Source organism: Paenibacillus sp. sg306046 (assembly GCF_059821225.1).
This window is the reverse complement of the sequence record NZ_JCAMRT010000002.1, coordinates 91,060-102,885: the sequence shown is the minus strand read 5'-3', so window position 1 is coordinate 102,885 and position 11,826 is coordinate 91,060. Positions and strand designations below refer to the sequence as shown.

The 11,826-nt window shown below is 55.9% G+C and carries 12 protein-coding genes; 3 read left to right on the top strand and 9 right to left on the bottom strand.

The features are described from left to right. Positions 1-39 precede the first annotated feature (39 nt). The 6 genes from AC6ROY_RS02455 to AC6ROY_RS02430 all read right to left on the bottom strand — a co-directional run bounded on the left by AC6ROY_RS02455 (position 40) and on the right by AC6ROY_RS02430 (position 7,634). On the bottom strand, positions 40-1,668 hold the full coding sequence (locus AC6ROY_RS02455; RefSeq protein WP_500098371.1) for a response regulator: 1,629 nt from the start codon (positions 1,666-1,668) through the stop codon (positions 40-42). Continuing rightward, positions 1,665-3,479: a cache domain-containing sensor histidine kinase gene (locus tag AC6ROY_RS02450; RefSeq protein ID WP_500098647.1), complete on the bottom strand. Its 1,815-nt coding sequence runs from the start codon at positions 3,477-3,479 to the stop codon at positions 1,665-1,667. The genes AC6ROY_RS02455 and AC6ROY_RS02450 overlap by 4 nt, the downstream gene beginning before the upstream one ends. A gap of 36 nt (positions 3,480-3,515) precedes the next feature. Next, a complete protein-coding gene (locus AC6ROY_RS02445; protein WP_500098370.1) occupies positions 3,516-4,358 on the bottom strand; it encodes a carbohydrate ABC transporter permease in 843 nt (280 codons plus the stop codon). Between the two features lie 3 nt (positions 4,359-4,361). Next, positions 4,362-5,312 carry a carbohydrate ABC transporter permease gene (locus AC6ROY_RS02440; RefSeq protein ID WP_500098368.1) on the bottom strand — a complete coding sequence of 317 codons (951 nt, stop codon included), beginning with the start codon at positions 5,310-5,312 and terminating at the stop codon, positions 4,362-4,364. Between the two features lie 92 nt (positions 5,313-5,404). Beyond that, positions 5,405-6,745 (bottom strand): ABC transporter substrate-binding protein, encoded by a 1,341-nt coding sequence (locus tag AC6ROY_RS02435; RefSeq protein WP_500098367.1) that lies wholly within the window; start codon positions 6,743-6,745, stop codon positions 5,405-5,407. 202 nt (positions 6,746-6,947) lie between these two features. Continuing rightward, entirely contained in the window at positions 6,948-7,634 is a 687-nt protein-coding gene (locus AC6ROY_RS02430; protein ID WP_500098366.1) for a queuosine precursor transporter, read from the bottom strand. 267 nt (positions 7,635-7,901) lie between these two features. Here AC6ROY_RS02430 and AC6ROY_RS02425 point away from each other — a divergent pair, with 267 nt between their 5' ends. Then, positions 7,902-8,534 (top strand): TetR/AcrR family transcriptional regulator, encoded by a 633-nt coding sequence (locus tag AC6ROY_RS02425; RefSeq protein WP_500098365.1) that lies wholly within the window; start codon positions 7,902-7,904, stop codon positions 8,532-8,534. 43 nt (positions 8,535-8,577) lie between these two features. Here AC6ROY_RS02425 and AC6ROY_RS02420 read toward each other — a convergent pair whose 3' ends face one another. Next, positions 8,578-8,697 (bottom strand): YjcZ family sporulation protein, encoded by a 120-nt coding sequence (locus AC6ROY_RS02420; RefSeq protein ID WP_500098363.1) that lies wholly within the window; start codon positions 8,695-8,697, stop codon positions 8,578-8,580. 150 nt (positions 8,698-8,847) lie between these two features. Between AC6ROY_RS02420 and AC6ROY_RS02415 the strand changes: the two genes are divergently transcribed. Further along, positions 8,848-9,345, top strand: a complete 498-nt coding sequence (locus AC6ROY_RS02415) for a CBO0543 family protein (protein ID WP_500098362.1) — start codon at positions 8,848-8,850, stop codon at positions 9,343-9,345. A gap of 138 nt (positions 9,346-9,483) precedes the next feature. Here AC6ROY_RS02415 and rbsK read toward each other — a convergent pair whose 3' ends face one another. Next, the gene (gene rbsK, locus AC6ROY_RS02410; RefSeq protein WP_500098361.1) at positions 9,484-10,380 is read right to left on the bottom strand and encodes a ribokinase; all 897 of its coding nucleotides are present in this window, start codon (positions 10,378-10,380) and stop codon (positions 9,484-9,486) included. Between the two features lie 230 nt (positions 10,381-10,610). On the opposite strand from rbsK, the gene AC6ROY_RS02405 reads away from it, so the two are divergent. Beyond that, complete coding sequence (locus tag AC6ROY_RS02405; protein WP_500098360.1) at positions 10,611-10,973, top strand: c-type cytochrome; 363 nt, start codon at positions 10,611-10,613, stop codon at positions 10,971-10,973. Positions 10,974-11,053: 80 nt separating this feature from the next. Here AC6ROY_RS02405 and AC6ROY_RS02400 read toward each other — a convergent pair whose 3' ends face one another. Then, the gene (locus AC6ROY_RS02400) at positions 11,054-11,698 is read right to left on the bottom strand and encodes a hypothetical protein (protein ID WP_500098359.1); all 645 of its coding nucleotides are present in this window, start codon (positions 11,696-11,698) and stop codon (positions 11,054-11,056) included. Positions 11,699-11,826 lie beyond the last annotated feature (128 nt).

Genomic DNA, 11,826 nt, shown 5'->3' with positions numbered 1-11,826 from the left:
CTCGATCCTCATTCGGTCTATACGTCACACCTGCATCGGCTAGACGCGGAAAAAATCGGACGGACTTTTGCCCGTCACCATCTTGAACACTTGGCTGAAATACGCGGCATTGCTAAAGCCGACCATCTCGCCGACCTCATACACCATATGCTGGCCGGACTGCAAATAAGCAATCGCCTTCTGGATGCGGAATTGATTGAGATAATGGACAAAGTTTTGTCCGGTCACCCGCTTGAACAGCTGGCTCAAATATTTCGGATGCACGTACAGCTCCTTGGCCAACGCTGCAAAGCTGATCTCTTCGTTGTAGTGCAGCTCCACATGCTGCTTCACATTGTCCACCAGCCGGTTGCCCTTGCGGCCCGACTGCTCCTGCTGCACGATCAGCAGCCATTCGCCTACCAGCTCGTTCATCCAGCGGACGAGGTCCTTGAGCGTGTACCACTGTTGAATTTCCCGCAAAAACTGCGACATGGTGCGCGGCGGAGCCTGCTGCGCCAGCCCGTCATGCCAGGCGAGCATCATGGAGCTGAAGAGGCCGACGCAGATCGTCTGGATATCGGCCAATGAGCCGCTAACCTCCGCCTCCAGCCGCGCGTGAATTTGCGCCCACTGTGCCTTGGCCTGATCGAGTGCTTTGCCGGACAAAGCTTCGTTCCATTCCTTGAGCAGCGGGGCATACTGGTCAAAGGTTGTATCCAGCCGCTCCAGCTCGCGGTACGGGTATACTTGGCCGGAGCCCTGGTATTCCGCCGCCTCCAGCGCCTTCCGGCTCTCCAGGTAGGAGTCGATCAGCTCATGCAGGCCATGCTTCACAGAGCCGATGCCGGCGAGCGCTTCAATTTTGAGCAGCGTGCTGATTTTCTCCGTCGCCAGCCGTCCGAGCTGCTCGCAGAACCGCGACAGCTTCTCCTCGCCGCCTGTTCCTCCCTCGGCGGACAACAGCAGCAGGACAAACACATTGTCGGAATAATCAATCACCCCGCCATGTACCGTCCCACCGCTCAGCTCCGCCTCCAGCAGCTCCCGAATCACATTGTCCGCCCCGAATCGCAGCAGCTGCCAATCCCGCTCCTCCAGCCGCGTCAGAAACGCCGGTCTTGCGATCCGCACGCTGACCGCCGCCGCCCGGCGCGGACGAGGCAGGCCGAGATACGCAAGCCGCTCGTCGTGAATCTCATGCGCCAAAAAGCGGGTCGTCAACAGCTCATGGAAAAACTTCTCGCGCAAATACGGCAGCAGCCTACCGATTTCCTGACGGTAATGCTCGTCCAGCCGCCGCTTCTGCTCTGCATGATCCAGCTCCTGCAGCAGTTCGGCAACCACGGACTCGATTTCGGATACGCTGGCCGGCTTGAGCAGAAAATGGTTGACGCCCCAGCGCATTGCCTGCCGCGCATTTTCGAATTCCTCGAAGCCGCTCAGGATCACAATCGGCAGCTCCAGGCTCTCCTGGCGAAGCGCCTCGACCAGCTCGATTCCGTTCATCTCAGGCATATAGACATCCGTCATAACCAGATCCGGCTTCAATTCCCGGTAGCGGGCCAGCGCCTCCAAGCCATTCGTCGCTGTGGCCGCAACCGTCAGCCCGAGCTTCGACCAGCCGATATGCTGGGACAAAGCCTGCAAAATATGCGCCTCATCGTCCACAAGCAAAATCGTTCTCATCCGTTTTCACCGTCCAGCCAACATTTTAGTTGCTCCTCCGTTTCGATCAGCGGCAGCCGCACGGTCACCTCGACGCCGCCCTCCTCGCGGTTTGCAAGCTGCAAGCCGTAAGCAGGTCCGCAGTACAGCCCGATGCGCTGATGCACATTGCGAATGCCGATACCGGTCGTCTGCTCCAGCTCCCAGCCCGGCGGCAGCCCGCGGCCGTTGTCGGTCAGACGCAGCTCCAGAAATCGCGTCTGGCCCTCCGTCTGCCGCTCCCGGATTTGAATGCCGAGCTGCAGCACTTGATCCGATTGCTCCGGCTTGCCGTGCATGACGGCATTTTCGATCAGCGGCTGCAAAATAATTTTCGGAATAAAGCAGCTGCGCACCTGAGGCTCGACCTGCTCGGTGCACAGGATTGAAAACGGCAGCCGCTCCTGCTGAATGCCGATATAGCAGCGGGCATGCTCCAGCTCGTCGCGCACGCGGATAAACAGCTTGCCTCCGCTTAGTCCGATCCGCAGCAGCTTGCCGAGCTGTGTAATCATCCGGCTAATGTCATGCGCCTGGTAATCCATCGCCCGCCAGTGAATCATGTCAAGCGTGTTGTACAGGAAATGCGGCTTGATCTGCGCTTCCAGCAGGCTCGTCTGCGCCTCGCGCTTCAGCTTGCTTTCCTTCTGCACGCTGTCCATCAGCTCCTTCAGCCTGGACACCATATGGTTGAAGCTGAAGGAAAGCTGCACGTATTCCTCTGTATACGAAGCGATCGCCTTCGCCTGAAAGTCGCCGCGCTCGACCCGCTTCATCTCCATCATCAGCCGCCGAAGCGGCTTGACGGTGCTCCGCACCAGCGCATAAGCAAGCAGCGCCGAGAGGATCAGCCCCAGTCCGCCGATTACCAGCACATACCAGCCAGCCCGCTCCGTCGAAGCGAGCAGCGCACGGGTCGGAATAATTTGCACGAGCCGCCACTGCACCGGATTCGGCTTGGAGAACACGACCAGATACGACTGGTCATCCTTGCGGAACAGCTCATAGCCGTCATCCAGCGTGTGCGAATGCCGGGTGAGCCAGTCGGCATCGAGCACCGGCTGCTCGCCCGCGCGATGCGGATCATTGACCTGAACGATCACTTTGCCGCCCGTATCGACGACCAGCACCTGGCCCTCCAGCACCATCGGCACATCCGCGAACTTGCGCAGCACGTCCTGCTGCGACATTCGGATGACCAGATAGCCGTTCGTCTCGCCGCGGCTGTTGAACATATGCTGGGCGTAGCCGATCAGCGAAGCCGAGGCATCGCCCTCACTCGCCGCAATCCACACGGAATCCGCCTGCTTGAGCGCAGCAAACCACGGCTCTCCGGCAATACGCGACACCGGATAGACGAGGTCCGTCGAGCTGTACGGCACATCATTAAACAGATCGGAATAAATCTCAATGGAGCCGATGCCGGTGTTGATCACCAGCATATGGTGCAGCATATCGGAGATTTCCCGGCGGCGCAGCAGCATTGCGTATTTTGTTTCCGCCTTGTCGCCAAGCCTGTCCGTAATGTCCTTATGACTGGCAACCGAATAGGCCGTGCTGGTCATCTGGGTCATAAAGTCAAAGCCGCGACGGGTGCTCTCGTTGAGCAGCGCCAGCCGCGCCTTGCTGATTTCCGTGAACGTCACATCCGAGAAGGAGCGGTAAGCAAGCCCGATGACGGCCAGCAGTACAAACAAATTCAGCCCGATAAAGCAGACCGCCATCAAGGTGGACAACCGACTGCGCTGCAGCAAGGATCGCAAGGAAGCCATAAGGGAGCCGGGATTGCGCATCACATCATCCTACTTCCGGTTTCAAGTACCCTGATCTTATCCTTTAATCCCGGACGTTGCAATGCCTTCCACAAAGTACTTCTGACACACGATGAAAATAATAAAGCAAGGGAGCAGCGACAGCACCGACATCGCAAACATCGGTCCCCAGTCGGATTGGGAGCTGGAATCCAGGAACAGCCGCAAGCCAAGCGGCACCGTAAATTTATCCGTATCGCTCAAATAAATGAGCTGGCTGAAAAAGTCGTCCCATGTCCACAGGAACGTAAAGATTGTGGTCGTGATCAGCGCAGGCAGCGCGAGCGGCACGATGACCCGCCAGAAAATTTGCACCGGGCCGCAGCCGTCAATTGTCGCCGCCTCATCCAGCTCCCGAGGCAAGCCGCGAATAAACTGCACCGTCAGAAAAATAAAAAAGGCGTCGGTGGCCAGCCACTTCGGAACGATCAGCGGCAAATACGTATTTACCCAACCAAGCTGGTTAAACAAAATGTATTGCGGAATCAGCGTCACATGATGCGGCAGCATAATCGTCAGCAGCATCAGTCCGAAGCCGATGGCTTTGAAGCGGAAGCTTAGGCGGGCGAACGCGTAGGCGGCCATGGAGCAGGAAATGACATTACCAAGCACGGCCCCCAGCGACACAATCAGCGAGTTGCCCAAAAAACGGGAAAACGGATTGCCTTGCACGCCCTCCCAGCCTCGCGCATAATTTTCCCATATCCATTGCTGCGGCCACAGCCCGATTTCCGAAAAAATTTGATTGGCCGGTTTGAAGGAGCTCGCGAGCATCCAAAGCACGGGGTATAGCATCACGAAGGCCAGCGCAATCGTAGTGAGGTGCTTGAGCCATTCCGTTTTTCTCGTCACAGTATCCATTGGTTATTTCCCCCCGTCTTCGTAATGCACCCAGGATTTGCTGGAACGGAATACCAGGAAGGTGAATAAGCCGATCAGCAGCACCAGCACCCAGGCCATCGCCGAAGCATAGCCCATTTGGAAAAATGCAAAGCCCTTCTTGTACAAATACAGCGAATACATCAAGGTCGAGTTCACAGGCCCGCCTGAGCCGTTGCTGATGACGAACGCCTGCGTAAACGATTGGAACGACGTAATAATTTGCATGACCAGATTAAAGAAAATGACGGGTGAAAGCACCGGAATCGTGATCATAAAAAACTGGCGAACTTTGCCTGCGCCGTCAACCGACGAGGCTTCATAATATTCCGACGGAATTTGCTTGAGTCCGGCCAGAAAAATAATCATTGACGAGCCGAACTGCCAGACGGACAGCAACACAATCGAATACAGCGCATACTTCGGATTGGCTACCCAGTCCGGGGCCTGAATGCCCACATACGCCAGCAGCTGGTTCAGCAAGCCGTCGCCGCCGAACATTTTGCGCCACAGCATCGCAATGGCGACGCTGCCGCCGAGCAGAGACGGGATGTAATACACGGTGCGGTAGATGCCAAGCCCGCGAATGCCTTTGTTCAGCCATAGCGCGACCAGCAGCGCGAAGGCCAGCTTGAGCGGCACTGACGCAAACACGTATTGGAACGTAACCTTCAGGGAAACCAGAAACAGCTTGTCATCCGTAAACATCGTGATGTAATTGTCCAGACCGACCCAAGCGGGGGAAGCCAGAATGCTGTAGTCCGTCAGAGAAAAATACAAGGAAGCAGCCATCGGTCCAAGCGTGAGCGCAACCAGACCGACCAGCCACGGGGCCAGAAACAGCAGGGCAATGCTATTATGCGGATAGCGGACCTTTGCTTTTCGCTTGGCCTTGCTTGGCGCGAGAACTGCGCTTTGGGTTGTTTGGTTATTCATGGAAGCCTCCACATCCCCTTCATGGAGCAGCGGGCCGCTCGTTGATGCCGGGCAGCCCGCCGCTTCTCTCTAAGATATTGATTGGTTCTCGTTTACTTGGTTTTGCTCAGCGACTGGTTCGCGCTTGTGATGAACGAATCGATGACGCTGTCTACCTTGCCTTGTCCGAACGAAATTTGCTCGCTGGACGTTTTGAAGTTTTTGTCCACCTCGGCAAAGCCCTGCGGGTATGGCGGATCAATGTCGCTGGAATGCTTGGATACGAGGTCTACGAAATTGAAGATCATCTGCTCGGTTTCATTGAGCGTCGACTTGAGCTGATCCCGCATTTGCGAGTTCACAGGCACGCCGCGCTCCGAGCCGAGAATTTTGGCCGCATCCGGGTCATTGGTCAGGAAGTCGATCACCATTGCAACCTCCTGCGGATGCGCCGACTTCGCGGAGCCGGAAATAAACTGGCCCGGCTTCAAATATTCGCCGCTTTTCTTCTCGCCCTCCGTATGCGGAATGACCTGAATTTTCAGCACGTCCTTCTGATTTTTCAACGCTTTCTGATAAGCGATAATTTGATTCGACCAGGCGAAGTCCATCGCGGCCGAGCCGGTAGCAAGCGAGCGCGTCTCCAGTGCATTGGTCATCGCAGCTGTCACCTCCGGCGAGGTGGCTCCGCCGTTTTTACGCAAGGCATCCCACATGCCGAACCAGGCCGCCATGTCCTCCTTCGTTGCAGTCAGCTTGCCGGCTCCGAACAAGGAGCGGCCTTGCTGACGCACCATCACCTCGAAAATGTTAAACACACCGGAGCCGTCAATCGCTCCATAGAAGCCTTTGCCCTTCGCCTGGGAAATTTTCGTGGCCGTTTCGCTGAAATCTTTCCAGGTCCAGCTTTCCTTCGGCTCCTCAATACCCAGCTCCTTGAACAGCGTCGAGTTGTAGACAACGCCAGGCGCGTTGACGCCGAGTGTGATCGCATACAGCTTGTTGTCTACCGATCCGGCCTTCAGCATGCTCGGATCATGGTTTTCCGTCCGCAGCACCTTGCTCTGCGTATAGGTGCCGAGGTCGAGCAGCGCCCCGCGCTTCGCGTAGTCGGTCAGAAACGCATAATCCATCTGGATCAGGTCAGGCGCATTGGAGCCCGCCACTTGGGTGGACAGCTTGTCGAAATAGCCGTCCCAGCCAGAATATTCGGGCTTGATTGTAATGCCGGGATGCTTTTCTTCGAACAGCTTAAGCGCTTTAGTTGTCAGATCATGACGGGTTTGCGAGCCCCACCAGGTCATGCGCAACTCGACTTTTTTCGTGCCGCCCGCCGCCGCCGGGCTGGCCGCTCCGTCCGCCGGCTTGCTCGCTTCCTTCGGCGCACCGGCCGAGCATCCGCTGATGACTAATGCAATGGAGACAGGTATGAGGGCTAATGTTCTTTTTTTCACCGTAAAATCCCCTTTTAGATCCGTTTTGTTTGTAAGCGATTACAGGTTTTATTGTACCGGAATCGACGCTCGCCGGGAATTAAGAAAAGTAAGGTATATCATTGAAAAGGTAATTTCACAGGCAAAGCGGCCGATGCAGGAAAAAACCTTCAGCGCCACCGTCCAGGTGTGAGTTGAAGGCTCCGTGATGCGCCAGCCGCGGCTATGGCGTTTCCTCCCGAAACTTGAAGCCCCGGGCGATATACAAAAATGGCGTCGAAGCCATCGAAACGACAAACTTGATGAGATAGGTGGTGATCAAAATTTGTAGCCATACGTCCAGCGTATATTCGCCTAAAAACGCAATCGAGCAAAAAATAAGCGTATCGACCATTTGGCTGACCGCCGTACTGCCGTTGTTGCGCAGCCAGAGCTGTCCCGGCTTCGGAAAGATCCGTTTCAGATACGAATAAATTTTGACGTCCAGAAGCTGGCTGACCAGAAAGGCCGTTAAGCTGCCCAGTGCGAGCTTCGGCAGCAGCCCGAAAATCGTCTCCAGCGAGCTTTGCGCGAGATCCGTCTCCTGCGGCGTAAACATCAGCGTCATCTTCATCGTCACCATCGTCACCAGCATGACGAAGAAGCCAAACCACACCGCCTTGCGCGCTTCCTTCTCACTGTACTTCTCGTTCAACAGGTCGCTGGTCAAATAAATCGACGCGTACATCGTATTGCCCAGCGTCATGACGAACCCGAGCATCTCGATCGTCTTCGTCACCTGAATGTTCGCCAAAATTGTAGCGATGCCGACCCAGGCGTATAACCCGCTACGCCCGAATAACCGGTAACAAAGCAAAAAGCAGCCAAAATGAACAAGGACGAATAAAGCGCCCCATGCCAAGTGAAACATGTCTTCCCATCCTCCTAGTTTTGGTAACGCGGGAGTTCTCGAACCGCGGCCCGATCTACCGGGCGGGCTATCCCGGATGTCCGCGCGACGAAGCGGACTTGTTTCATTATACGGGGTTGCCGGCCGATTTCAAGCGAAATGTTTGGCGTCGGACAAAGGCTCTGTGAAATGAGCCGAAATTTCGGTTATAATTAACTTTACATGATATAATACAATTATATATACCGGAAGGTTAATTAATTGCTTTGTGAAAGAAGGTAAACTCCGATGACCAAAACAAAGAAGGGCCGCGCGCCCGGACGGCCCAAGTTTTCGGACCAGGCCAAACCGATGCGCGACACCATTTTGAGCGTCGCCTCCAGAATGTTTATGGAATACGGCTACGAGCCGGTTTCCTTGAACCAAATCGCTGAGCAGGCCGGGGTAACGAAGGCGTCCATCTATTATTATTTCTTCAATAAAGCGCAGCTGTTCACGGATGCCGTGAGCGAGATGATGCATCGAATCAGCCACTACTCGCATGTGATCTTAACCAAACCCGGCAGCACCCGGGCGCGGCTTGAGCACATCGCGGCCGTCAAGATGGCTTCGACTCACGTGGAATTCGAAACGCTTTTGCGCGAAGCGATGCCGTCGTTAGCGGACGAGCAGCTCCAGCAAATTCGCACCGCCGAGCATAGCATTCACCAGGTGCTGGCCGAATTTTTTGCAACCGCGATCCAGGCTGGCGATATCAAGCCCGGCAGCGATCCGATGCTGCTGTCGCATGCCTTCTCCTCCCTGCTCATGCTGGGCAATCGGGAGTCGGAGCTGCGGGAACGGCTGTCGCTCGACGATCTGCCCAAGCAAATCGTCGATTTGTTCTGGCGCGGAATTGGTCAGGACGACGCCAAGGCATAGGCGGGCGTTGTCCGGTCGGCGCCTGCCCGCCCGTTCTTTAACCTTAGAAGAAAACCTGGCTGATGATCACCAGCAAAATGAACAAAACCAAAATCGCCAACACGGCCTGAGCCAGAGCCGCCCCGTCAAATCCCCCGACGCCTGCGCCGCCAACCACACCCATCGCCACAACCTCCTTACCAAGATACCGTAGTCTATGAGCGCCGCCGGGCTGCCGCCTGTGCATCCGCCCTGTTGTTGATGACAACTGCCTAAGCATGGAATTCCCCTTAATTGGAACAATAAGTGATATCCAAACGAAGGAGCGCGGCTTATGCATCTGGTTCTCACCTTGTTCAGCATCTTCGCTACCTGGAGATGGGCCGACTGGAAGCACTGGAAAAACTACCACCCGACGATGCTCTACATTGCGACCGGCGGGCTGCTGTATGAATATATCACGCATGGCCGCAATCTGTGGATGTTCGCCCCGGATTTTTTGTGCAGCCAGGAAATGACCGTGATGGTCTACGCGCTGCTGACGCTACCGCTTAACGTGCTGATCTTCCTCTCGACCATGCCTGAGCAAGGCACGCTGAGCATGGCGCTGCATATTTTGCTGTGGATTTGCATCTATGCGGGGTGCGAGTGGGTGCTGCACGGTTTGGGCCTTATTCAGTATGCGTACGGCTGGTCCTTCTGGCATTCCGTGCTGTTTGACCTGCTCATGTTCCCGATGCTTCTGCTCCATCATAAAAAACCGTTGGCCGCTTACCTGCTATCCGTGCCGATTACGATCGGGATGACGCTCTGGTTCGAAATGCAAGCCTAACTACGTAGGGACTGACGCCGGATCTGCTGCCCGCATGTGCAGGGGCACTGGGTCGCGGCCGGTTCAATCTGCCTGACATACATCGCGAACGGCCCGCATACCGGCTGCCGAATCCCTTTCGCTGCCCGACAGCTTGGCTTATCCCCGCAGCACCTCCGCCAGCGTCGGGATCGACTCCTGCGCGCCGCGCCGCGTAACCGCAATCGCGGCCGCCCGCTGTGCAAGCGCCACAGCCTCATCCATCCTGCGTCCCTCCGTCATGAGCGCAGCCAGCGTGCCGGAAAACGTATCCCCGGCCGCCGTCGTATCAACGGCTTTGACCGGCTGCGCAGGCAGGTGGCGGCTTGCTGTGCCGTTAAAGTACACAACGCCCTGCTCGCCAAGCGTGATCAGCGGATATTTTACCCCCTTGGCCCGCAGACACTCCAATGCCAGCAGCGCATCGCCGGGAGAGCTGATGTCGACGCCGGTGTAGTGGCGGCATTCGATTTCATTGGGCGTGAAATAATCCAGCCCCTGCAGCAGCGCATCGTCCAGCGGCGCAGCCGGAGCCGGATTCAAATAAACCGGCACCTTCCCCTTGAGCAGCTCCACCGTCCAGACGACTGTCTCCAGCGGAATTTCCAGCTGCAGCATGACCGCCGACGCCGCCAGCAATTGACGTTCGAACCGGCTCACATCGTCCGGTATCACTCGCTCATTTGCCCCGCCATTCAAAATAATGCTGTTATTGCCAGCCATCACCGTAATCGCCGCCACGCCGGTCGATACGCCCTTCTCGCGGCCCACATAATCGGTGTGCACGCCAAAATCCGTCAGCTTGTCAATCAGCGATCCACCGAATAAATCATCGCCGACCTTGCCCAGCATCCACGTTTCCGCCCCCATCCGGACGCAGGCAACGGCCTGGTTTGCCCCTTTGCCACCGGGTGACAGAAAAAATCCGCTGCCCCGAATCGTCTCGCCCCGGTCGGGCAGCCGGGATGTTTCCATCACCATATCCATATTCAGACTGCCAATGACGATCACTGCCATCTGTACGAATCCCCCCCTTGTTCCTCGCCATTCTTCTCATCGCGACTGCCTGATCAGTTGGCTCATGCAGCTGTCCTGCAACTTTCGTTACCGTATATGCTAGCGCTCCGCGCATTGACTTGCAAGCCCGGGAAGCGACCTCATCCGGCCAGATATGCTTAGCTCCATAGAGCTATATACAAACAGGGAAACAAAGTGTAGGATGTTGGGGAATTCAGGAGGTGTTACACATGTACAAATGGACAATGGCTGTACTTGGCGGAATTGCCTGTATCCTGGGCATTGCGGTCTTGTTTATGCAGGTGGAAAATCGGCAAAATGAGCCCAAGCAGGCGGCGGCGGCGGCACTTCCAGCTACGCCAGTGAATGCGCAAGCTGCTGAAGCAATCTACAAGCAGTCCTGCCTCGGCTGCCACGGCGGCAACCTGGAGGGCAAGATGGGGCCGAATCTGCAGAAGGTTGGCAGCAAGCTGAGTGACCAGCAATTGTACAAGCTCTTGCAAAACGGCCGGGGCGGCATGCCCGCCTTTAAAAGCAGTCTCAAGGATGAAGAGCTTGTCAATCTGGCCAAATGGCTGGCAGAGAAAAAATAACGCGCTGATCGTAAAGGGGCCCTCCTTCTGCTGAAGTGAGGGCCTCTTTACGTGTTCACACATCTTGCAGCCTGACTGCTTTAACTGCCGAAATTGCGCGGCGCTTGCTCCATATACGGCTGCAAATGAATGTCCCGAACCTCGTGTCGAATCCAGCTCATCAGCGACAATACGACAAGCAGCAGCGCAACAGACGTAAGGAACAGCTTGCGGCTATCCTGACGCACCAGCTTCACCAGCGTCACACACAAAACAATTGCCAGTGCAATCGCCACCGCAAGCAAGCCTGTATGAAATCTGGAGCCTCCCATAAAAGCGTGACGAACGGCATCGCTCATGCTGAGCAGCAGAAGAGGGCCAGCCAGCAGCAGAATGACCTCCGACACAAAAACAAGCCATTCGGTAAACCAGGCCCAGTGGAAGATGCGCAGCAGCGAGCCGATGGCATCCGGTAAAATAACCGTCGTCGTAAACCAGATGCCGACCCCTGTCATCGCGCCGACGGTCGTCGTAATGATCAGAATCCACTTGCTCAGCCACTTGGCATACTGCTCCAGACGAGCATTGCCTGTGCGTACAGCCACATGCTCAATAGACACCATCAGAATTGAGCCTCCGATGGCGACGGCGTGATTGATCATCACATGAAGAACGGCCATCATGCCGATCAGATTGCCGTTGCCCAGCCAACCGAAGTCAATCGTCGGAAATTGCAAAGCCTTCACTTCCCTTCGCTCATAAAAAATAATCCTTGCCCTGAAACAAGGATTATTATATCCAAGCCATTTATGAGCAAAATGACCCGAAATAGCTAATATTTTGTCATTTGGTTGAACAAACAGCTTGTTTACTT